The organism is Microbacterium aerolatum, from assembly GCF_007988825.1.
Classification (GTDB): Bacteria; Actinomycetota; Actinomycetes; order Actinomycetales; family Microbacteriaceae; genus Microbacterium; species Microbacterium aerolatum.
The window spans coordinates 33,157-54,314 of sequence record NZ_BJUW01000018.1 but is presented as its reverse complement, the minus strand read 5'-3'; the positions used below and the strand labels follow the sequence as shown (position 1 = coordinate 54,314).

Sequence of the window (21,158 nt, the reverse complement as noted above, 5' to 3'; positions counted from 1 at the left end):
CGGCATCCGGTGCGTCTGGATCGACGGCAGCCTTCCGCGCCGCGAACGTGGCACTGACGTAGCCGCGCAGCGCGGCGACGACCGGTGCCCCCGATTCGGCATCCAGCTGTCCGTTGAAGTGGATCATGCCCTTGCGTTCGAAGAAGGTCAGCGATCGTTGGGCGCGCGCCTCGTCTTCCCGCGGCTCCACACCATCGGGGTCGAGCCAGGCCTCAGCTCGGACGATCAGCTTGCGCAGCTCGTCGAGACCGAGCCCGACGGCCGCCTCGGTCAGCAGCTTCTCGCCCTCGGCTACGCGCTCCGCACCGGCTGCGACGCGGCAGCGATCGAGCAGTCCGGTGATCATCGCGGCGGCCTGCGCACCGAGCGCGCCGCCATTCATCGCCTCGCTCACCAGCGGATACTTCGCCGGCAGCTTCGCGCCGAGCAGGTCCGTGCGCGGCGACGTGCTCTCGCCGACCTTGATCAGCCGGAGTGCGTCGCCCGTCGACACTCCCATCGTCGTCGAGAGCATCTTGGCGGGGGTACGGAAACCCTGCTGTTTCGCGAGCGACTCCGCACCGAGCTCCGGTCGTGATTCACGCGCGAGACCTGCTGCCACATCGACCTGCACGGCATCCAGCCTGCGCTGCACGAGCGCGACGGCATCCGTCACTGAGAGGAGCCGTTCTCTCGAAAGATCATTCGAGTCCTCAGCGTCCGCCCACGCCTCGTCGAGGCGAGATATCGCCTCGTGCAGTGCGGTCAGCTTTGACATATCTCCAGAGTACGCATGGCTACGGACATTGTCGGAGATCTGTTCGATCTGTGGATAAGTCGAACAGCGCCACACCCGCAAAGGAAGCTCGGGTACGTCAGCCCGGTCGCCACAGGGGGTGCCGATGGATGCGATTCCGATGCCGAGCGGCGCGATCACGAACTCGTTCGAGCTGATCCTGCTCATCGGCGTGCTCGCCACCATCGCGTTCCAGGATCGGCGGGACCGAATGCCGCAGCGCGACCGAAGACCCTAGAGCCCCTCGGCGATCTCCTTGATCGCCGCCAGACGCCGGTCCCACTGCCGCCCGATCTCGTCGAGCAGCCGAGCCGTCGCGTTGAGCGAAGCCCCGACGACTCGGTAACGAACCTCGCGCCCCACGGGTACGGGTTCGACGAGTCCGACCTCCTGCAGCACGGAGAGGTGTTTCGCGATCGCCTGCCGCGACACCGGTAACCTTCCGGCGAGGGCGGAAGCCGAGGCATCCCCCTCGCCGAGCGCCGCCAGGATGCTCCATCGCGTCTCGTCCGCGAGCGCGGCGAACACGGGAGCCAGTGCGACACCTGTCATGAGGCGGCCTCCAGCAGCGCGACGAGCTTGTCGAGTTCGGCGGTCCAGCCCGTGCGGTGGCTCTCGAGGTTGAACGCCGGATCGGACGTGACATCGAAGCCTGTCTCGACCACGGTGAGCTGCGTGCCGCCGTCCGACTCCTCGAGCGTGAAGGTGAACACCGTCGTGCGCTCGGGGGCGAGCGGGTCGGCGTGATCGCCGACGGATCCCTCGTGGGCATCGCGGTAGGCGTCGTCGTTGTTCCAGCGGTATGCGATCCGCCGCAGCTCTTCGCGCGCTTCCACGCGCAGGGAGAACGGTTCCGTATCCGGGAAGGTCATCGTGCCGGTCGCACCGACGCTCGCGCCGTCGAGCTCGGTGCGGCCGCACCAGCGAGAGATCTCCGCCGGCTCGGTGATGGCCCGCCAGACCTTGTCGATGGATGCTGCGATGTGGATCGTCCGCCGAACCGAGAACGTGTCTTCGTCGACGACGGCTGCCGGATTCTGAGTCGTGCTGACCATGAGTGAGCCTCCTGGATCGAGTGTGCGACGGTCGGTCGACCACCTGCAACCCCAGGATTGCATGTCGCACAGTACAGCGCAACCCTAGGGTTGCACATTGCGCTCCCGCCGCCCCTGCAGCGCCCACGCGCACAGCACCGCCACGACCCCCGCGATCGGCACGACGAGCAGCCCCGTCCGCAGCCCCGCGTTGTCCGCGACGAGCCCGACGATCGGCGGCGAGAACAGGAATCCGAGGCGCAGCAGCCACGAGACGATCGTCAGCCCCGCACCATGGCGAAGGCCCGGCAGTTCGTCGGCGACGTGCATGGCGGCGGGGATGAGCGTCGCGACACCGTAGCCCGCGGCCGCGAAACCGAGGATCGTGCCGGGGATCGTCGGGAAGGCCAGCGCGAGCCCCATGCCGACCGACGCGATCAGCCCGCCGGTCACGGCCACGGCGCGCTGACCGAAGCGGTCGGTGAGGCGGTCGCCGACGATGCGACCGATGAACTGCGCGCCGACGAGCGCGATGTATCCGGTGGCGGCGAGTGCCGCGGGGGCGTCGAGCGAGGTGGCCAGGTAGAGAGTCGCCCACGACATCCCGGCATCCTCTACGAGCGCGCCGGCGATCGAGATCAGCACCAGCGCGACGATGATGATCACGGTCTTCGCGGTGATGCGCTGCAGCGCGCCGCCGACTTCCTCGCCGCCCGCGATCGCGTCTTCCTCCGTACGATCGTCGCGGCCCGGCAGGCACATTCGCAGGGCGACGAGCGAGACGACGCCGAAGATCACGGCGGAGATGATCAGGTGGATGCCGACGGGCAGAGCGACCGCGATGGCCACCGCCGCCATCGAACCGCCGACGACCGCGCCGATCGACCAGATCGCGTGGAACGAGTTGATGATCGAGCGGCCGAAGCCGCGCTGCACGCGCAGCGCGTGGGCGTTCTGGGCGACGTCGGTGATGGCATCCGACGCTCCGCCGATGAACAGTCCGAGCGCGAAGAAGATGACGGACGGTGAGAACCCGGCGGCCAGGATGCCGAGGCTGGTGATGATGGTTCCGGCGACGGCGACCTTCGCGGACCCGAACCGCCGGATGAACATCGCCGCGGCAAGCCCCGCGACCATCGCTCCGGCCGGGAAGGCGGCGATCGCGAGGCCATAGGCGGCGGCATCCAGACCGAGTGCATCCTTGATCTCGGGGTAGCGCGGCAGGATGTTGGCGAACAGCGCGCCGTTGGTGAGGAACAGCAGCGCGACGCCGACCCGCGCGCGGCGGAGCTCCGGTGCCACCTGGGCCGAAGAAGTCATATGAACGATCGTATGCGGCGGGCCCGCGCACTTTCGTCTCAGACGCGGTCGTGAAGGGTGACGTGGTATCCGTCGGGATCCGCGAACGTGAAGGTCCGGCCGAAGGGGCCGTCGATCGGGGCGGAGACGATCGTGTGTCCGTCGGCGACGAGCGCGTCGTGAATCGCCTGGACGTCTGTGGCGTGCAGCCAGATCGCGGTTCCGATGCCGGGCTGCGGGACAGAGGCGAGATCCGTGCCCGGGGCGACATCCCGCACGGCGAACGCGATCGGCGTCGTCTCGAAGACGACGGCGTGAGGCGGGCCCGCCTGAGCGCGGACGAGGCCGAGGTAGTGCTCGTAGAACTCCCGCGAGGCCTCGAGGTCGCGAGTCTGGAGAGAGATGAAATCGGGTCCGGTGACGGGCATGATGCACTCCTTGAGTCGTGTCAGTTTTCTGACATAGGCGACTGTATGTCAGAATACTGACATGAGTCAAGATGGCGACGGCATCGACCTGGAGAACTCGCTGGGCTACGTGCTGAAGGAGGCATCCAGCGCGCTTCGCATCGCCATGGAAGCCGCGCTGCGTCCGCTCGGCTTGACGGTGACGCAGTACTCCTGCCTCGAGCTGCTCGCGCAGCGCCCCGGCCTGTCGAACTCCGACCTGGCGCGAGGAGCGTTCGTGACACGACAATCCATGAACGTGCTGTTGCAGGCCATGGAACGAGACGGTCACGTGACCAGACCGTCGGAGGCCCCTGTCGGAAAAACCCTCCCGACCCGACTGACCCCCCGTGGTCGTCGAAGCCTGCAGACGGCGAGCGCCGCTGTGAGATCGGTCGAGGTCAGGATGCTGAGCGGCATGACCACGGAAGACCAGGCGAGCGCGTTGAGGATCCTGCGAAGCATGATCGGCTCGCTGCGCGACGACGCGTAGAGGCTGCGTGCGTTCAACCGAACTTCTACAATCGAACGATTAACGATAGATTCTCTCTGTTACTCGATGAGAGGATGCCATCATGGGTCGAACGACGATCGTGGTTCTGCGCGTCGTGATCGCGCTGGCACTGGCGGGCTCGCTGGTCGTGCAGACGGTGATCACGCCGCTGCTGTGGATCGACCTGGCGGGCACTCCGATGTGGTTCCGCGTGAGCTTCGTCGTCATCGCGGTGCTGGGCGTGCTGACCATGCAGGTCTTCGCCGTGTGCGTATGGATGCTGCTGACGAAGGTGCGGCGCGGGTCGATCTTCCAGCAGTCGTCGTTCCGCTACGTCGACGTGATCATCGGGGCGATCGGTGCCGCCGCCGTGCTGGCGCTGGCGCTGGCGTTCGTCCTCGCGCCGTCGGAGATCGCCCCCGGCGTCGTGGCGCTGGTCTGCGGTGCGGCACTGGTGCTCGGCGGAATGGCCCTGCTGGTGTTCGTGATGAAGGCGCTGCTGCGCCAGGCGATCGAGCGCGAGAATGAGGCGCGGACGCTGCGCGACGAGCTCGGTGAGGTGATCTGATGCCCGTCATCGTCGACATCGACGTCATGCTCGCCCGCCGCAAGATGGCCGTCGGTGAGCTCGCCGAGCGCATCGGCATCACTCCGACGAATCTCGCTGTGCTGAAGAACGGCCGGGCAAAGGCCGTGCGCTTCACGACGCTGGATGCGCTGTGCGAGGTGCTCGAGTGTCAGCCGGGCGATCTGCTGAGGTGGGAGCCGGAGGCGTAGGCCATGTCACAGAAGGTGCGGGTTCCTGCGCTCCGAACCCGCCCTTTCTGAGACACACGCGCGGACGTGTCGCAGAAGATGTGGCTGGCGCCCCTGCGCACCCGCACCTTCTGTGACACGCTCAGCCGCGGCCGCGCCAAACCCCTCACCCGTAAACCGGATAACTCCCCTCCGGGTACAACCCCGGCACATGCACCGTCGTGAACTCCCGCAGCTCGTTCACGACCCGCCGGATGTCGTCGCCGGCGTAGTGCGTGCGCTCCCAGCTCGCATAGAGCGCGCAGCGCATGCCCTGACCGCGGTGCTGCAGCGGACGCGAGACCAGACCGAACCGCGGGGGCTCGACAACGACGCACGGGCCGTTCCCCGCGGCCGATCGCGCCTGGATGATCGGCGCATCCGCCCCGAGGCTCGCCATCTCGAGCGACCACCCCTCGCCCTCGGCGACCTGCTGGATCTGCGCCCAGGCCGCCGAGCCGCGCCCCGACGTGAGGAACGGCCCCGACACCAGCTCGCGCAGCTCGACGTGGTCGCCCTCGGCGAGCGGATGCGACTCGGGCATCTGGCACAGCAGCGGCAGCGTCATCACGCGGGTCCCGCGCAGCCTCGAGGGCGGCGGGCTGGTCGTCACGGCCAGGTCGGCGCCGGTGCGCAACCTGTCGTACGTGTCGGCGGGAGTGGCGATCATCACGTCCGAGATCGCACCGCCCTGGGCGATGAACGGCGCGAGCACCAGGATGCTGGTCATCTCGGGCGTCGAGGCGACGAACGACCGCTGCTCGTTCACGATGCCGGTCATCACCTCCCGCGCACGGCGGCCGCGCCGCACGAGATCGCGAGCCATGGGCTCGAGGCGCTCACCGGCGTACGTCGTCACCATGCCGTTCGGCATCCGGCGGAACAGCGGCGCACCCACCTGGCGCTCGAGCGACGCGATTTGCCGCGACACCGACGGCTGCGTCCGGAGGAGCCGCTCAGCGGCGAGGCTCACCGAACCGGCGTCGAGCACGGCGACGAACGCCTCCAGCTCTCGCTCCGCGTACATACGCATAGCGTATAGCGATACCCGCATTTCTCATTGGACGGGTATAGCCGCATGCCGTCAGGATGGCCTGAATCCCGACTGACCCCGAAAGACTCATCGAAAGAGAGCCTCCCGATGGCCACCTCGCACACTGAGATCTCCCCCACCCGCCAGCGGCGCTCGATGCTGGGCGCCTTCGTCGGCACCGCGATCGAGTGGTACGACTTCTACATCTTCGGCACCGCCGCGGCCCTCGTCTTCGGTCGCGTCTTCTACCCCGACGTGGCACCGGGCGCAGCGCTCCTGGCCTCGTTCGCGACGTTCTGGGTCGGCTTCCTCATGCGCCCGATCGGCGGGCTGGTCTTCGGCCACTTCGGCGACAAGCTCGGCCGCAAGAACGTGCTCGTCATCACGCTAGTGATGATGGGCGTCGCGACCACCCTGATCGGTCTCCTCCCGACATTCGCGCAGATCGGGATGCTGGCGCCGATCCTGCTCGTCGTGCTCCGAGGCCTGCAGGGCTTCGCCGTCGGCGGCGAGTGGGGCGGCGCCGTACTGCTGGCCACTGAGAACGCCCGCGCCGAGAAGAAGGGCCTTGCCGGCGCGTGGGTCCAGCAGGGGTCGCCGGCAGGTTCGATCCTCGCCACGGTGTTGTTCCTCATCGTGGGTCTGCTGCCGGACGAGCAGTTCATCACGTGGGGATGGCGCATCCCGTTCCTGCTCTCGGCGATCCTCGTCATCGTCGGTCTCGTCATCCGCGTGAAGGTGGAGGAGTCGCCCGACTTCGTCGCCGCGAAGCAGAAGCAGGAGGTCGTCAGCGCACCGGTGCTCGTCGCCCTCCGCACTGCCCCTCTCCTCATCGGGCTCGGCGTCCTGGCATCCGTCATGGGAATCTCGAACGCCTACTTCTCGAACACGTTCCTGCTCGCCTGGACGACCGGCTCGCTCGGCATCGACCGGCAGCTGATGCTCAACATCCTGCTCGGCATGGCGATCCTGCAGTTCATCTGGCAGCCGATCGCGGCGAAGATCGCCGAGCGGTTCGGCATCGCCAGGGTGATGCTCGCCGGTCTCGTGTTCAGCGTGCTGCTGACCGTCCCGTACTTCCTGGCGATCCAGGCGGCATCCCCGGTGTGGATCACGGTCACCCTGTACGCGACGATCCTCGGCAGCACGGCGTACTACGCGCTGCTGGCGACGTTCCTCGCGTCGGCGTTCCCGGCCCGCATCCGGTACTCCGGCGTCTCGCTCGCCTACCAGCTATGCGCCACGGTGTTCGGCGGTTCGACGCCGCTGGTGGCGCAGTGGATCCTCAACTCCTCGGGCGGCAGCGTCTGGGCGGTCGCGGTGTTCTACGCGGTGATGATCCTCATCACGCTCGCCGGTGTCTGGGGTCTGCAGCGGCAGATCGCCCGCAAGGTGGAGCAGGAGATGGCCGCCTGACATGCGCATCGACACGATCTTCACCAATGCCCGCATCCGCACGCTCGACCCCGAGCGCCCCACCGCGCACAGCATCGGCACGCTGGGCGGCCGGATCGTCGGATTCGACGACGACCTGCACGGCGTCGACGCCGATCGCGTGGTCGATCTCGGCGGGCAGCCGGTGCTACCCGGCTTCCACGACGCGCATCACCACCTGTCGCTGACGGGGTTCCGGCTCGCGTCGCTGAACGTGCGGCCGGGTGCGGTGAACTCGCTGGCCGAGCTGTACGACGCCGTGCACGAGTACGCGAAGGACCTGGCGCCGGATGCGTGGGTGCGCGGTTCCGGGTACGACCAGAACTTCCTCGAGGGGCATCCGATCGCAGAGGATCTGGATCGTGCGGCGGGTGGCCGCCCGGTCATCCTCGAGCACGTGTCGGGTCACATGCTCGTCGCGAACACGCGCGCCTTCGAGCTGGCGGGTTACCCGCGCAGGGAGGGCTTTCCCGAGATCGCCGGTGGCGGCATCCCGCGCGGTGCGGACGGCCGCCCCGAGGGGTTGCTGCAGGAGTCGGCTATGGGGCCGATCTTCGCGCTGGTGCGGCCGGTGGCGCTCGACGACGTGCAGCGCAACCTGCAGCTCGCGAGCGATCAGGCGCTGAGCTACGGGCTCACCTCGGTCACCGAGCCCGGCATCGGCGAAATCCGGATGATCGGCAACAGCCCGCTCGATTACCACGCGTACCAGACGGCGGTGGAGAAGCGGATGCTGCGGGTGCGCACCACGCTCATGCCGTACATCACGGTGCTGCACCCCTTCACGGACCTGCCCGACAAGGACGTGCTGGGGCTCGACCTCGGCATCCGCACCGGGCTCGGCGACGACATGCTGCGGGTCGGGCCCGTGAAGATCGTCGCGGACGGGTCGTTCATCGGGCGGTCGGCGGCGATGCACGCGTGCTTCCACGGCGAGGCCGACAACTTCGGCGTGCTGCTGCATGAGCCCGAGCAGCTGCGCGACTACATCATCGGCGCGCATCGAGCCGGCTGGACGGTCGCGACGCACGCGATCGGCGACCGGGCGATCGCGCACGTGCTGGATGCCGTCGAAGAGGCGCAGCGCGTCTCGCCGCGGCCCGACGTGAGGCACCGCATCGAGCACTTCGCGCTGGCCAGTGATGATGACATCGCGCGCGCGGCGCGACTTGGGGTGATCCCGGTGCCGCAGGGCGTGTTCCTGTCGGACTTCGGCGACGGCATGGCCGCCGCCGTGACCGAGGATCGTCGCGACGACATCTACCGGGTGAAGTCGCTGGCGGATGCCGGGATCGTGCTGAACGGCTCCACCGACTCCCCCATCTCAGACGCGAACCCGCTCGTGTCGCTGCGCGACATGGTGCTGCGGCGGACGAGCTCCGGTGCCGTACTGGGCGAGGGGGAGCGGATCAGCGTGGATGCTGCTGTGCGCGCGTACACGTACGGATCGGCGTACGCGGTCGGTCAGGAAACCTCGAAAGGGATGCTGCGCGTCGGGATGCTGGCCGACTTCATCGCGCTCAGCGACGACCTGTACGAGATCGAGCCCGAGCGGATCGCGGAGCAGGAGGTCACGGCGACGGTTGTCGGTGGGGCCGTGGAGTTCGGGGACGTGGGGTAGCGGGTCTCAGGCGTCGAGGAGCGTGCGGACCTCGGTGACAGTGCGTCCGTAGGCGAATCGTGCGACGTCGGCCTGATGGTCGGAGCGCACCTGGACGACGGTCTGGCCGTGCGACATCCATCGTCCGCCGGATCGGGTGAGTTCGAGGCCGGGGAGCGGCGCGATATCGGGCAGGGATGCTTGGCCGGTCTCCGTCCGCATCCTGGACCCGACCATGGCGACCAGCCAGGCTTCGCCGAGGGCGCGGGGCCGGATCGAGGCGATGGGTCCACCGCCGCCGCGGAAGACCTGGAACATGGTGTCGGCGCGGCGCACCGCCCAGGCTTGTCCGGCGTGAATGAAGTCGCAGGCCATGTCGGCGTGCAGAGTGATGTCGGCGCCGTAGTGGCGGAGGGCGTCGACACAGTCGGGGCTCAAGAAGCGCCCGTCGATCTCGCGCTCGCGTCGGCGCAGCTCGGCGCTGTACTTCTCGCGGGCGATCGGGGCGTACTCTTCTTCGAGTGCTCGCCGATTGGCTTTCTCTCCCTGTGCGAGCCGGTCGAAGAGCCAGGCCGGGTCGATTCGGACGAAGTAGCGGAAGAAGATCTCGACCGGCCCGTGTTTGAGCCTCCGATCATCGATGAGGAGCTGAACGCCATGGTCGACGGACCAGACTGCGGCGGTCTCGCCGTCGACGAGCACGACCCACGACCAGCCGGAGGAGCGAAGCTCGGGCGAGGACTGCTCGAGTGCAGCGCTTAGCAGCGTGCCGTGGGGTACTGTCATCGAGCCCGCGTGGGAGACGACGTCATCGCCCATCGCGACGCTGTCGCGATCGACGCGGAGATCGATGAGGCGGCGAAGCATGGGATGAGCCTAGTTTGCGGGGTCCGTATGAACCTTCTTCCATCGGGACTACGACCAATGTCCGAGCCCTTCCCTATGGTCTGATTCAGCCGGTCCGCACGGGCCTCGAAGCCCACCTGGCTTCCGAATCTCGCCTCTTGGGGGCATTATTCGTCGTGCGTGCGAACCGGCGCCCTACGGCATCCGTCGTGGGGCAGGCCGGTGCTCCACGCACACTCCTGAAGGAGAATCACATGTCCGAACCCACCCCTCCCCCTGCTCCGTATTCACAGCAGGTGCCGCCGATGCCGCCCACTGAGGCCGCGACGGCCGCTCCGCAGAAGACGAACGTCCTCGCGCTGATCGCGCTCATCACGGCCGTCGTCGGCTTCATCTTCGCCTGCGTGCCTGGCGCACTGATCATCGGCTGGATCCTGCTGCCGATCGCCTTCGTGATCAGCATCGTTTCTCTTTTCCTCAAGGGCAACCGCAAGTGGATGGGCGTCGTCGGCCTGATCCTCTCTGTCATCGGTACGATCGTCGGTTTCGTGGTCTTCTTCGCTGTGGTTGCGAATGCCGCGAGCGAGGCGTTCGACGAGGAGTTCGGCAGCGGCGGCACCGTGGTCTCGCAGCCCGCCGACGAGGACGCCGAGCCTGCTGCTGAAGAAGACTCGGCCGATGGTGCCGAGCAGGGAACTCGCGAGAACCCCTACCCGCTCGGTTCGCAGATCAGCTCGTCGGACTGGACCGTCGTCGTGAACAGCCACACGGTCGACGGCGCTGCTGCCGTTGCCGCCAACGGCTTCAATGACCCCGCTCCCGTGGGCTCGCACTACGAGGTCATCAACTACACCGTCACCTACACGGGTGATGAGTCGGGCCTGGCCGCCGAGGCAAGCATCGCGTTCGTCACGAGCGCCGGGAACGTCGTCAACAGCTACGACAACATCGTCATCCTCGAAGACGGCTTCGGCATGGACGAGCTGTACAACGGCGCATCTGCAACTGGCTCGGAGGCCTTCCTGGTCCCGGACGGCGAAACCGCTCTGATCCGGGTTCGCCCGGGGATGCTGGCCGACGAGGTCTTCGTTCAGCCGTAACAGCACGTGCGTGGAGGGGCCCGGATGGGGAGCCGGGCCCTGCCACTCGCTGCGCCGATGCTTTTGCCCCGCGCGCTCCACTCACTGACGTCCATTCATGCCAATATGAATCCATGAGCGACCAAGCACCAGCGGGGTGGTACCCGGACGGCAGTGGCAATGAGCGGTACTGGGACGGATCGGCGTGGACCGATCAGCTCCGAACACCCCAGCCGGCGCCTACGCCCCCTCCCGCACCGGTCGTTGTCGCCGCATCCGACAATCAGTCCGAGCGCGCCGGGATGTGGTCCAAGCTCGGATCTTCCGTCAAGAAGGCCACCGCGGATCGGAAGGCCACTCGGGAGGAGGAAGCACGAGCGCACCAGGAGCGCGCCACGGCCGCAGGAGCCATGGTCACAAGCGGAGTTTTCGGACTCTCGACAATCGAGATCTATCAGGGCGGCTACGTCCGAGTGGCCGAAGCACGGGAAGGTTACGCGCGCGTGGCCGAGATCAGCAAGAGCACGCCGTACGAGAAGCTGCGCTCTATCTCGTTCGGCGCTTCAGAGGCGGACGCTTCACGTGCGGCCGAAGTTGCACCGAGCTCGGCGCTCGAAGGCGCAGTCATGCAGGCGATGTCGGGCATTGCGAAGGGCGGAAAAGTTCTCACTAAGGGAACTGCCATCGGGGTTGCGGCGAGCGGCCTCAATCAGCTCGCTTCCAACGCCGCCAGAAAGTCCAATCTGATCATCGCAACTGACGTGGCGATCCACACCCTCACCAATCAACAGCACAACGGTTGGATGAAGGTGAGCCGCAAAGAACACGACGCGGTCGCTCTAGCACTGATCGAGGCGGGAAACGGAGTTCTCGGAATCAGCCCTGAGCCCGAACAGACCAGCGTGCCCGAGATCGTCGCCGTCGCCGCCGTCCCAGCAGCCGCACCTTCTCTCTCGGATCGCCTGCGAGAGCTTTCCGAGCTCCACCGCGAGGGCATCCTCTCCGATCAGGAGTTCGCCTCGGCGAAGGGCAAGTTGCTCGGCGGGATCTGAACTACATTGCGAGTACACACCTCATCGAGGATGAGCGGCAACGCGGTCGACATAAGCACACCATGCCGAATCGCCGAAGACTCAATGCAAATGTAGCCACCGCCCGGATAGGTTTGCGGTGAGTACACGGCGCCGGAGCACAAGGGGTGACACACCACGTGACCGCTCTGATCGCATGGCTCGACGCATCGAGCGATGAACAGCGCAGAATGCGCGACATCATCCGACTTTTCGCTGATCGAGAGAGCCGCGATGAGCTCGGCGTCGGGCAGATTCGTGATGCGCTCGGTGATGCCCTGTTCCCTGGCACGTCGACGCTGCACACGCGCGCACGTTATCTACTCTTCATCCCATGGATCTTCCAGAAGGCCTCGGGACGTCCGAACCCCTCGAGCGATGCCGATCGCATGGAGCGCAAGCTCATCAACGCCATCCGGGACTCCGACGATTACGCCGGGCTGCTCGGACTCCAGGCGGGTGCAAACCTCAAGACGCTCCCCTCCTCCATCTATTGGTCGATGCTGCGGAGATTTCGGATCCTTCGCGACCCTGCCCTGACCGCGCAGAACGTCCTCACGCTCGATGGTCGAGCTGTTGGTGGCGACGATATCGATGAGGGCTCCGGCGGCAGGTTCCGTGCCTGGTCGACGACCATGCCGGGCGCCCCAAACGGATTTCCCGACGCGGTCCCTGGGGGATTCATGCTGAGCCGCGAGGAGGCCGGATGGTTGCGCGATCGCATCCTCGACGAAGTCCCGGGGACACTCCTGGCGCACTTCACAGTCAATCGCCCCGCGCCCGATAGCCCCGCGCCCTGGGCGGATGCCGCCGCCCTCTCAGTCACTGGCGAATCCCGCGCCTTGCTTGACCATGCGCACTCCTTTTCCGCGGTGATGCACGGGGCCCAGCTCCTCTACAACCTGCTGCTCGCCGAGCAGTACGAACAAGGCGGATTCCAGTCTGAGTCGGGTCGCTCTGACCGCTACCGCAGCGAAGTGGACCGGTGGGCCGAAACTCTGCCCGCCATCGTCGATGTCGCGACGTGGGATCTCGACGACCTCCTCCGTCGCGTCGACATCGTGCGCGGCGCCCCAATCCATCCACGCTCAGCTCGATTCGTCCGTGATTGGCGCGATCTACTTCGACGGATCCCGACGAGCGATGTCGCTGATCATCCGGAGACGCGCGAGTTCATTGCAGCTCGAGAAAGGCAGAACAAGGGCCCGCAGGCCCGACTCGGAAACCCGCGACGTCTGCAAACCTGGGGCGGTGGCTCCGGTGCCGGCGCGCTCGTCTTCCGATGGCCCAACGTGCGCGGCATCCTGAACGACATCCACGATGGTCTCGATCGCGTACCGGAGGCCGACGTTGCTTGAACCGCAGACCCGCGCAACGCTCACCGAGCAACTCGCGCCACCCTCGGGGTTCGAACTATCGCGCGCCGTCGGAACGACCTTCACGCTCGACCTCGCGACAGCGCTCAGCGTTCCGCTCTCATTCGCCTCACGCCACCTGTCCACTAGCGATGACACGATCGGCGTGCTGGATGCCGTCCGTCGCGTCGCCGACCGGATCGACATCTTCGCGCAGGCCGGCGAGATCTCGATGGGCAGCCCTTCCGATCTCGTGGCGTTCCTCGAGCCGATCATCCACCCGGTGCAGGTGCCGCGCGGTCTTTTCCACCCGAAGGTGTGGTTCCTCGAGTACGCAGCCGGCGAACGTCGCGTCTACCGGTTTCTTTGCGCAAGCCGGAACCTCACTGACGACCGCAGCTGGGACACCATCGTGCGGCTTGACGGCGCTCCCGCTGACGATGGCGTCGCTCGCGATGAGAACAGCCCGCTCGTCGATCTGCTCGCGTTCCTTCCAGGCCTCTCGGTCAACGCTCTCCCCAGGGAGCGCCACACCGAGATCCTCGCGTTCGCCGAGCGCCTCCACGCTGTGAATTGGGAGCTCCCGACGGCCGCGCGGGACGTGCAGTTCCATACGGTCGGCATCCCAGGATCGGTGTTTCCCGACTTCCGCGGCAAGCGCGCGCTGATCATCTCCCCTTTCGCAACCGACGAAGGCTTGCGGATGCTGCGATCCGCTGTTCGCACGACGACGCACTTGTTGTCGCGCGCCAAGACTCTCGACGCGCTCCCACCCACAGCGCTCGACAAGAAGCTCACGACGTATGTGCTCGACGACGCGGCAATCGGCGACGACGCGGATGATGCGAGCACCCGGCTCGACAGGCTGAGCGGTCTGCACGCCAAGGTTGTCGTCGTCGACCGGCTCGACGGTTCGCACGTCTTCCTCGGCTCGGCGAACGCCACGGATGCTGCATGGCGCAGCAATGTCGAGGTCATGGTGGAATTCACCGGCCCCGATTCGAAGTTTGGCGTGAACGCCACGCTGGAGGCGCTCGGCGAGCTGAAGGAGGAGTACATCACGGAGGGCGGAGCCGTCGAGTCCGAGGATGAGAAGGCCGAGCGACGTCTTGAGGCGATGTTGCGCAAGCTCGCGGGGGCACGCCTCGTCGCGCGCGTGCTCCCGGGCACCCCGCATTCTCTCCGCGTGTGGGGCGAGCCGGACCTCGAAGCTTCTCTTGCCACCCTCACCGATGCCGGAATCTCTTTGCGCTGGCACCTCCTTACGCGCGCCGACCTCGGTGCCGGTACCCTCGCGACCGACGAAACCGGTGCCGTGACGATCCACGAGATCCCGCTTACCGACATCACGCCCTTCATCGCTCTCGTCGCTCAAGACAGCGAAGGTCGTAAGCGCCGTACTATCGTGCTCGCCCGTCTGCTCGATGACATCCCTTCGCGCAAAGATGCGATCGTCGCCCGCCAGCTCACCGACCGCGCAGCCTTCCTTCGTCTGTTGACACTGATGCTGGAACTGTCAGGTGACATCGCCGACACCAGTACCGGCTCAGGCGACTTCACTTTCAACGCCACGGCGTCCGACGGGTTCGACGGATCGGGGCTGTTCGAAGCGCTCGTGCGCGCCGTTGGAGCTGGCCACCATGGCCTCGCCGACGCGCGCCGTGTCGTCGACTACGTGCGCGAACATGGCGACGAGCAAGATCTATTGCCGGAGGGGTTCGATGAACTCTGGTCGAACGTCTGGGATGCCCACCATTCGTTGATGGGAGGCCGGTTGTGAGCAGTGTCGACGTCGATGCGGTGATGAGCGGGCTGAAGTCTTTCCAGCGCGACACCGTGAACCATGTCTTCGATCGGTTCTACGGGCCCGAGAGCGACGCGGCATCCGGTCGGTTTCTCGTTGCCGACGAAACCGGTCTCGGCAAGAGCATCGTCGCCCGCGGCGTGATCGCCCGTGCCATCGAACATCTTGAGCACGATGACAAGATCGAACGTATCGACATCGTTTACGTCTGCAGCAACGTCGACCTTGCGACGCAGAACCTCCGCCGGCTGAACGTCACAGGTGACGACCACATAGGCATGACGACACGATTGACGATGCTCGCTCGCGAGAGCAAGCGGCTGAGTGGAGTGTCCGGCGAGGGTCGCAAGAAAGTGAACCTCGTCTCTTTCACGCCGGGTACGTCGTTCAGCGAGGGCGGACACCGACAGGGCTCTGCACCCGAGCGCGCGATGCTCACGCTCATCCTCGATCAGCTGTTCAACAAGACCGACTCGGACCGCCGCATCACGCGCTTGCTCATGCAAGGTACGGTGCACACCCGAGCGAACTTCGAGTACCGCATCGCGCATCTACGCAAAGAGCTCGACGGCGATCCCGATCCCGTGATCGTCTCGGCGTTCGAGGAATTGATTCGCGAAGACGGGTCGCTCGACCTCTTCCTCGACCTTCGCGCGAAGCTCTGGATGAAGAAGAAGCTCCCGGACGACCTGTGGCACGACACCCAGGAGCTGATGGGTCGGCTGCGGCATGCGTTGGCGAAGGCCGGCGTCGACACGCTCCAACCTGACCTGATCATCCTCGATGAGTTCCAGCGCTTCCGTCAGCTCTTGAACCCTGAGTCGGGGGATGCTGGCGAGCTGGCGCACGCGCTTTTCGACCATAAGGATGCGCGGGTGCTGTTGCTGTCGGCGACGCCGTACAAGCCGTTCACGAACGCCGAGGATTCCGAAGACGACCACTACAAAGACTTCCTCGCCACGGTGCGCTTCCTCGCCGGTGGCGGAGCGGGTTCTGAGAAGGCAGCATCCGACGCTTTGGCCGCCTACCGGCAGGCGCTGGTATTGGATCGGGATGCCGACGCCGCTGCTCTCGAGGTGCGCAATCACCTGCTTCCTCTCATGAGTCGCTGCGAGCGTCCACCGATCGCAGCGAACGAAGACCTCGTAACCGTGCGTGAGCTGGCCACCGAGACACCCAGCGTCGCCGATATGAAGGGCTGGGCGGCGCTGCGCAACCTCGGGTCGACGGTCAATGCGCCAATCGACGTGGAGTACTGGAAGTCAATCCCCTACTTCGCGAGCTTCATGGACGGCTACAAGCCGGCAGAGCAGACGAAGCGTCTGCTGGCCGAGGGCAACGCGACGGCGGCGCGTGCGTTGCGCAACACACGCTCGCTGAATGCGGATGCTGTGGAGGCATTCGACCCCATTGATCTCGGCAATGGCCATTTACGCGCCCTGGCCAACGAGACAGTAGGGAACGGGTGGTGGAAACTGCTCTGGATGCCCCCGACGATGCCGTATCTCGAGCCGGGCGAGGTCTTCAGTCCGCTTTCGGACTGTTCGGTGACGAAGCAGGTGCTGTTCTCGGCATGGAGCGCAGCCCCCACAGCCATTGCGTCATTGCTCAGCTACGAGGCTGACCGTCTTGCCGCTGGTGATCGTGAACTGCTCCGCGGCAACAACCCGGAGGCGCGGCGAGCAGTCAGTGCGCGTCTGCAGTACCGACTCGCCGAAGGACGCCCTGCTGCGATGTCGACGCTCGCGATGTTCTGGCCGCATCCGCGCCTCGCGGGCATGAGCGATGAACTCGCGACTGCGCGCCGGCATGGTGCACTCGTCAGTGCGGCGGGCTTCGCGGCGTCCTTCGTTCTCGGCGACGCGCCGGCTGCGGAACAGGTGGCAGATGCGTTCTTCACTGTCCCTGGTCTGCTGCCGGAGGAGATGTCGAGGGTGACCGCCGAAGAGGTAGCGGCGCTGGTGACGGCTGACGAAGAACGCTCGCGGGGTGTGACCGAACACGTGCGCCGCGCGCTTGAGGAGCAAGACACGAATCCGACGGTGCACCCCGACCTGGGCGACGTTGCTGCGTTCGCCCCCGGCAATGTCGCGTTGCGCGCTCTGCGCAGCGTCGCCGGTGCGGACGCCACGGAGGCCGGTCTGTGGCGCAGCACGTTCGTCCTCGCGGAGGGGCTACGCACGCTGTTCAATCGCACCGAGACGATCGCGCTACTGACGACGTTGTATGGGCAGGAGCAGCCGTACTGGAAGAGCGTGCTGGCGTACTGCGCCGACGGCAATCTGCGCGCGGTCCTCGACGAGTACCTCTTCCAGTTGGTGAGCGAACTGGGCGCGACCGAACTTGGCGATGACTCGTTGATGCTCGTCGCCCGGCGAGCTGTGGACGCGATCTCTCTGCGCTCGACGCGCTACCTCGCGCACGACAATGCGGCTGAGCGTCGTGACATTTCGTTCACCGCCAGGTTCGCGCTGCGGTACGGCGGCAAGCAAGAGTCGGCCGACGAGAAGTCGGGAGTGCGCCAGGGCGAGGTGAGGACATCGTTCAACAGTCCGTTCGCGCCGTTCATTCTGGCATCGACGAGCGTCGGTCAGGAGGGCATCGACTTCCACTGGTGGAGCCATTCCGTCGTTCACTGGAACCTGCCGTCGAACCCGGTGGACTTCGAACAGCGCGAAGGCCGGGTGAACCGTTTCGCCGGCCACGCTGTACGGAAGAACGTCGCTCACGAGCACTGGAATGATGTCCTCGCATCGAACGATCCGCGCGCATGGCGTGCCGCTTTCGACGCAGCGATGGAGGCTGAGAATGACCTCGGTGAGTTCTCGCCGTGGTGGATGTATCCGGGGCCGGCGCGCATCCATCGCGTGCTCGCGCGCTATCCGCTGAGCCGCGACATCCGGAAGTACGAGCGGCTGCGGTCAGCGTTGACACTGTATCGCCTAACGCTTGGCCAGCCCCGACAGGAGGACATGGTCGACATGCTGGCTCGGCGCGGTGTGGACGCTACGGCGCTACCCGTTATCGATTTGCGGCCGCCATCGGCGAGTGCCGACACGAGACGCCGATGAGCGCGCATCTGGCCAGCAGATCGTGCCACCTGTGCCATGATCAGCCCAAGAGCGTCCCCGACCTGAGCAGCAGCACCAGATGCCCAATCCCATAACGTCGTACCAGGCGAAGTACTATGCGCACGAACTGCAGCGCAGCTTCGCGAACGATCACGTCGGCAAGCTGGCCGGTCTGCTGTTCGACGCACAGGTGGAGCCAAAGCCGCATCAGATCGATGCCGCACTCTTCGCGTTACAGACTCCGTTCCTGCCGGGTGTGATTCTCGCGGATGAGGTGGGCCTCGGCAAGACGATCGAGGCAGGCATCGTCATCACGCAGTACTGGGCCGAGCGTCGCCGCAACATCTTGATCGTGGCGCCGTCGAGCCTGCGTCAGCAGTGGAAACAGGAGCTGTTCGAGAAGTTCCTCATCCCGGCCAGCATCCTCGATCCGAAGTCGAAGGACACCCTGCTCGCGAATACTTCGGGTCGACAGGCCGAGGTGCTGATCTGCTCGTACGAGTTCGCGCAGCGTCACGAGCAGTCCCTGCTCCGCGCTTGGGACCTGGTCGTTGCTGACGAGGCGCATCGGCTGCGTAATCACTGGACGGGTAAAGGCAAGATCGCCGAGTCGGTCGCCCACATCGTTTCTGGCGCGCACAAGACAGTGCTGCTGACCGCGACTCCGCTGCAGAACAAGCTCGAGGAGCTCTACGGCCTCGTCTCGGTGTTCGACCCGAACTACTTTTACTCCCTCGATGCTTTCCGTGAGCGCTACATCAAGGGGCGTGATCTCGGCAACGGTGACGACCTCGCCGAGCGTGTGGCGACGGTGGCGAAGCGCACGCTGCGCCGCGATGCGGACAAATACATCCACTTCACCAAGCGCACGGCGATCACGATGGAGTTCACGCCGAGTCCGGAGGAGCAGCGGCTTTACGAACTCGTCAACGATTACCTGCAACGAGACGACCTGTTCGCCTTCGCGGGCAGCCAACGTCACCTCGCTGCCCTGATCATCCGCAAGCGACTCGGGTCATCGACGCACGCCGTGGCCAGCACGCTGGAGCGCATCGCTGACCGTCTCGAGGGCGAGATTCGCGGCGGCGTCTACCGTGACGCCACAGGACGCCGTTGGGAGATGGACTTCGAAGCAGAAGACCTCACCGACGAGGAACTTGAGGAAGTCCAGGAATCTGGCACGAGCCCTCGCAGCTTCGGGCCGCAGTCCCAGTCGACGCAGGCGCTCCCGGAAGAGATCGCCGAAGCGATGCGTGACGAGGTTGCCGAGCTGCGTGAGTATGCCGCCCTCGCCCGCTCCATCACGGTCAACCAGAAAGCGGCCAAGCTCTCCGACGCGATCGATCGCGGCTTCGACCGCCTGCGCGAACTCGGCGCACCCGAGAAAGCGATCATCTTCACCGACTCTACGAAGACGCAGGAGTACATCGCCCGGTGCCTGCGGGAGTCAGGTCGCGGTGAGGGGCTGGTGCTGTTCAACGGCACGAATGACGGCCCCGAGCAGACTGCCATCTACAAGGCCTGGCTCGAGGCGAACAAGGATGGTGATCTGGTCACGGGGATCCCGGCCGTGGATCGCCGCAAGGCACTCGTGGAGTACTTCCGCGAGCAGGGCACGATCATGATCGCCACCGAGGCAGCCGCTGAAGGTATCAACCTGCAGTTCTGCTCGATGCTCGTCAACTACGACCTGCCGTGGAACCCGCAGCGCGTTGAGCAGCGCATCGGGCGCGTGCACCGCTTCGGCCAGAAGTACGACGTTGTGGTGGTCAACTTCAGCAATAAGGGCAACCTGGCAGAGCAGCGAATCCTAGAGCTGCTCACCAACAAGTTCCAGCTGTTCTCGAGCGTGTTCGGCGCCTCTGACGAGGTGCTGGGCGCCATCGAGGATGGTCTGGACTTCGAGAAGCGCATCAGCGACATCCTGACCTCAAGTCGCACCGACGCCGAGATCGACAAGGCGTTCAAAGCACTGGACACACAGTATGCCGACGACATCTCTGCCGAAATGGCCAGCGCCAAGGCGAAGGTCTTCGACAACCTCGACCCACACGTGCAGGACCGCCTCAAGGCCTACGACGCGCAGTCCGGCGAGGTGCTGAACAAGTTCGAGCGCCTGCTGCTGGCTGTCACCATGCATGAGCTTGCGGGGCGGGCAACGTTCGAGGGAGACGGCCGCACCTTCGTTCTGAACCAGTCGCCCGTGAAGGACGCGCCGGCCGGGCGCTACTTCTTCAAGTCGCAACCGTTGGAGAACGCCCACCAGTACCGCTACGCAAGCCCGCTCGCCCAGCACGTTATCGAGGCTGCAAAGGCCCACGACACCCCGGCACGCGAGCTGACATTCTCCCTCGGGCAGTCCGAGCGCGTGAGCAGCGCGATCCGAGCGTTGGAGGGCACCAGCGGCGAGCTGACCTTGAGCGTTGCAACCTTCCGAATGCGCGCACGCGACGAGAACGTCTCCGAGTCCTACCTGCTGGCCGGCGCGCTGACCGATGACGGTCGTTGGCTCGACGAGGAGTACGTCGCGGACATTCTCGATCTCGCCTGCATCAAGGTCGGAGGAGAGCCGGTGGCGGTCGACGAGGGCAGATTCGCACCGCACCTCGACCTGCGCCGGACTGAGCTGGAGCAGGAAGTCCAGGGCCGCAACTCCCGCTACTACGACCAGCAGGAGGAGCTCATCTACCGAAACCAGCAGGACCGTAAGGCCGAGCATGACGGCACCGTCCGCGACTACCGCGCGAGGGAGAAGGAAGCACGCAAGCTCGCGCGGCAAGCCGACGATCCGATGGAGCAGCTGCGACTCAAGAAGGAGGCCCGCAAGTGGGAGCACCGCGCTGAGGAAGCCGACGAGGACTTCCGGTACACGCGCAAGAAGCTCCGCGCGGAAGGGGACAAGTACCTTGAGCTGATTGAGCAGTCGCTCCATGGAACCCAGGAGACCAAGCACCTGTTCACGGTTCGCTGGCGGTTGTCCCGCTAGCGCCTTCTGGCTTCGCCACTGATCCTCGTGTCAGCAGC

At 65.9% G+C, this 21,158-nt stretch carries 20 protein-coding genes and 1 pseudogene; 13 read left to right on the top strand and 8 right to left on the bottom strand.

Annotated elements, in window-relative coordinates:
- Positions 1–757 (bottom strand): DUF222 domain-containing protein (locus MAE01_RS14700; RefSeq protein WP_147040640.1); only part of this gene is annotated, 757 nt, incomplete at its 3' end.
- Between the two features lie 124 nt (positions 758–881).
- Here MAE01_RS14700 and MAE01_RS16255 point away from each other — a divergent pair.
- Entirely contained in the window at positions 882–1,013 is a 132-nt protein-coding gene (locus tag MAE01_RS16255; RefSeq protein WP_267901884.1) for a hypothetical protein, read from the top strand.
- Here MAE01_RS16255 and MAE01_RS14695 read toward each other — a convergent pair.
- The 4 genes from MAE01_RS14695 to MAE01_RS14680 all read right to left on the bottom strand — a co-directional run bounded on the left by MAE01_RS14695 (position 1,010) and on the right by MAE01_RS14680 (position 3,536).
- Positions 1,010–1,327: an ArsR/SmtB family transcription factor gene (locus MAE01_RS14695; protein WP_147040638.1), complete on the bottom strand. Its 318-nt coding sequence runs from the start codon at positions 1,325–1,327 to the stop codon at positions 1,010–1,012. The two genes, MAE01_RS16255 and MAE01_RS14695, sit on opposite strands and share 4 nt — an antisense overlap.
- Positions 1,324–1,830: an SRPBCC domain-containing protein gene (locus MAE01_RS14690; RefSeq protein WP_147040636.1), complete on the bottom strand. Its 507-nt coding sequence runs from the start codon at positions 1,828–1,830 to the stop codon at positions 1,324–1,326. Before MAE01_RS14690 ends, MAE01_RS14695 begins: the two co-directional genes overlap by 4 nt.
- An 84-nt stretch (positions 1,831–1,914) precedes the next feature.
- Positions 1,915–3,129 carry an MFS transporter gene (locus tag MAE01_RS14685; RefSeq protein WP_147040635.1) on the bottom strand — a complete coding sequence of 405 codons (1,215 nt, stop codon included), beginning with the start codon at positions 3,127–3,129 and terminating at the stop codon, positions 1,915–1,917.
- 38 nt (positions 3,130–3,167) lie between these two features.
- Positions 3,168–3,536: a VOC family protein gene (locus tag MAE01_RS14680; RefSeq protein ID WP_147040633.1), complete on the bottom strand. Its 369-nt coding sequence runs from the start codon at positions 3,534–3,536 to the stop codon at positions 3,168–3,170.
- A gap of 61 nt (positions 3,537–3,597) precedes the next feature.
- Between MAE01_RS14680 and MAE01_RS14675 the strand changes: the two genes are divergently transcribed.
- The 3 genes from MAE01_RS14675 (at position 3,598) to MAE01_RS14665 (ending at position 4,824) form a co-directional block, all read left to right on the top strand.
- Positions 3,598–4,047 (top strand): MarR family winged helix-turn-helix transcriptional regulator, encoded by a 450-nt coding sequence (locus MAE01_RS14675; RefSeq protein ID WP_147040631.1) that lies wholly within the window; start codon positions 3,598–3,600, stop codon positions 4,045–4,047.
- Positions 4,048–4,129: 82 nt separating this feature from the next.
- Entirely contained in the window at positions 4,130–4,615 is a 486-nt protein-coding gene (locus MAE01_RS14670; protein ID WP_147040629.1) for a DUF2975 domain-containing protein, read from the top strand.
- The gene (locus MAE01_RS14665; protein ID WP_147040627.1) at positions 4,615–4,824 is read left to right on the top strand and encodes a helix-turn-helix domain-containing protein; all 210 of its coding nucleotides are present in this window, start codon (positions 4,615–4,617) and stop codon (positions 4,822–4,824) included. Before MAE01_RS14670 ends, MAE01_RS14665 begins: the two co-directional genes overlap by 1 nt.
- A gap of 145 nt (positions 4,825–4,969) precedes the next feature.
- Here the strand turns inward: MAE01_RS14665 and MAE01_RS14660 are convergent, their stop codons facing one another.
- A complete protein-coding gene (locus MAE01_RS14660) occupies positions 4,970–5,869 on the bottom strand; it encodes a LysR family transcriptional regulator (RefSeq protein ID WP_186806261.1) in 900 nt (299 codons plus the stop codon).
- 114 nt (positions 5,870–5,983) lie between these two features.
- Here MAE01_RS14660 and MAE01_RS14655 point away from each other — a divergent pair, with 114 nt between their 5' ends.
- Positions 5,984–7,291 (top strand): MFS transporter, encoded by a 1,308-nt coding sequence (locus MAE01_RS14655; RefSeq protein ID WP_222591690.1) that lies wholly within the window; start codon positions 5,984–5,986, stop codon positions 7,289–7,291.
- A 1-nt stretch (position 7,292) separates the two neighbouring features.
- Positions 7,293–8,930: an amidohydrolase gene (locus tag MAE01_RS14650; protein WP_147040623.1), complete on the top strand. Its 1,638-nt coding sequence runs from the start codon at positions 7,293–7,295 to the stop codon at positions 8,928–8,930.
- Between the two features lie 6 nt (positions 8,931–8,936).
- Here the strand turns inward: MAE01_RS14650 and MAE01_RS14645 are convergent, their stop codons facing one another.
- Complete coding sequence (locus MAE01_RS14645) at positions 8,937–9,776, bottom strand: hypothetical protein (protein WP_147040622.1); 840 nt, start codon at positions 9,774–9,776, stop codon at positions 8,937–8,939.
- Positions 9,777–10,009: 233 nt separating this feature from the next.
- Between MAE01_RS14645 and MAE01_RS14640 the strand changes: the two genes are divergently transcribed.
- The 5 genes and pseudogenes from MAE01_RS14640 to MAE01_RS14625 all read left to right on the top strand — a co-directional run bounded on the left by MAE01_RS14640 (position 10,010) and on the right by MAE01_RS14625 (position 15,039).
- Positions 10,010–10,855 carry a hypothetical protein gene (locus MAE01_RS14640; protein WP_229718254.1) on the top strand — a complete coding sequence of 282 codons (846 nt, stop codon included), beginning with the start codon at positions 10,010–10,012 and terminating at the stop codon, positions 10,853–10,855.
- A 113-nt stretch (positions 10,856–10,968) separates the two neighbouring features.
- Positions 10,969–11,064, top strand: a pseudogene (locus MAE01_RS16270) (DUF2510 domain-containing protein); the annotation flags it as partial.
- Between the two features lie 273 nt (positions 11,065–11,337).
- The gene (locus MAE01_RS16210) at positions 11,338–11,886 is read left to right on the top strand and encodes an SHOCT domain-containing protein (RefSeq protein WP_229718255.1); all 549 of its coding nucleotides are present in this window, start codon (positions 11,338–11,340) and stop codon (positions 11,884–11,886) included.
- 158 nt (positions 11,887–12,044) lie between these two features.
- The gene (locus tag MAE01_RS14630) at positions 12,045–13,262 is read left to right on the top strand and encodes a DUF6361 family protein (protein ID WP_147040618.1); all 1,218 of its coding nucleotides are present in this window, start codon (positions 12,045–12,047) and stop codon (positions 13,260–13,262) included.
- Positions 13,255–15,039 (top strand): phospholipase D family protein, encoded by a 1,785-nt coding sequence (locus MAE01_RS14625; RefSeq protein WP_147040616.1) that lies wholly within the window; start codon positions 13,255–13,257, stop codon positions 15,037–15,039. Before MAE01_RS14630 ends, MAE01_RS14625 begins: the two co-directional genes overlap by 8 nt.
- Here the strand turns inward: MAE01_RS14625 and MAE01_RS16110 are convergent.
- The gene (locus tag MAE01_RS16110; protein ID WP_222591689.1) at positions 14,931–15,614 is read right to left on the bottom strand and encodes a hypothetical protein; all 684 of its coding nucleotides are present in this window, start codon (positions 15,612–15,614) and stop codon (positions 14,931–14,933) included. The two genes, MAE01_RS14625 and MAE01_RS16110, sit on opposite strands and share 109 nt — an antisense overlap.
- Before the next feature lie 33 nt (positions 15,615–15,647).
- Here MAE01_RS16110 and MAE01_RS14620 point away from each other — a divergent pair, with 33 nt between their 5' ends.
- Together MAE01_RS14620 and MAE01_RS14615 are read left to right on the top strand one after the other, a co-directional pair.
- Positions 15,648–18,134 (top strand): helicase-related protein, encoded by a 2,487-nt coding sequence (locus MAE01_RS14620; protein WP_222591688.1) that lies wholly within the window; start codon positions 15,648–15,650, stop codon positions 18,132–18,134.
- A gap of 79 nt (positions 18,135–18,213) precedes the next feature.
- Complete coding sequence (locus MAE01_RS14615) at positions 18,214–21,120, top strand: SNF2-related protein (protein ID WP_147040614.1); 2,907 nt, start codon at positions 18,214–18,216, stop codon at positions 21,118–21,120.
- The last annotated feature ends 38 nt before the right edge of the window (positions 21,121–21,158 follow it).

Bases quoted from the DNA above. Each gene is read 5' to 3' on its own strand.
- MAE01_RS16255 (WP_267901884.1), top strand. From the start codon at position 882: ATGGATGCGATTCCGATGCCGAGCGGCGCGATCACGAACTCGTTCGAG.
- MAE01_RS14650 (WP_147040623.1), top strand. From the start codon at position 7,293: ATGCGCATCGACACGATCTTCACCAATGCCCGCATCCGCACGCTCGAC.
- MAE01_RS14685 (WP_147040635.1), bottom strand. From the start codon at position 3,129: ATGACTTCTTCGGCCCAGGTGGCACCGGAGCTCCGCCGCGCGCGGGTC.
- MAE01_RS14640 (WP_229718254.1), top strand. From the start codon at position 10,010: ATGTCCGAACCCACCCCTCCCCCTGCTCCGTATTCACAGCAGGTGCCG.
- MAE01_RS14675 (WP_147040631.1), top strand. From the start codon at position 3,598: ATGAGTCAAGATGGCGACGGCATCGACCTGGAGAACTCGCTGGGCTAC.
- MAE01_RS14695 (WP_147040638.1), bottom strand. From the start codon at position 1,327: ATGACAGGTGTCGCACTGGCTCCCGTGTTCGCCGCGCTCGCGGACGAG.
- MAE01_RS14615 (WP_147040614.1), top strand. From the start codon at position 18,214: ATGCCCAATCCCATAACGTCGTACCAGGCGAAGTACTATGCGCACGAA.
- MAE01_RS14680 (WP_147040633.1), bottom strand. From the start codon at position 3,536: ATGCCCGTCACCGGACCCGATTTCATCTCTCTCCAGACTCGCGACCTC.
- MAE01_RS14690 (WP_147040636.1), bottom strand. From the start codon at position 1,830: ATGGTCAGCACGACTCAGAATCCGGCAGCCGTCGTCGACGAAGACACG.
- MAE01_RS14645 (WP_147040622.1), bottom strand. From the start codon at position 9,776: ATGCTTCGCCGCCTCATCGATCTCCGCGTCGATCGCGACAGCGTCGCG.
- MAE01_RS14655 (WP_222591690.1), top strand. From the start codon at position 5,984: ATGGCCACCTCGCACACTGAGATCTCCCCCACCCGCCAGCGGCGCTCG.
- MAE01_RS16110 (WP_222591689.1), bottom strand. From the start codon at position 15,614: ATGCGCGATGCGGTACTCGAAGTTCGCTCGGGTGTGCACCGTACCTTG.
- MAE01_RS14670 (WP_147040629.1), top strand. From the start codon at position 4,130: ATGGGTCGAACGACGATCGTGGTTCTGCGCGTCGTGATCGCGCTGGCA.
- MAE01_RS14665 (WP_147040627.1), top strand. From the start codon at position 4,615: ATGCCCGTCATCGTCGACATCGACGTCATGCTCGCCCGCCGCAAGATG.
- MAE01_RS14660 (WP_186806261.1), bottom strand. From the start codon at position 5,869: ATGTACGCGGAGCGAGAGCTGGAGGCGTTCGTCGCCGTGCTCGACGCC.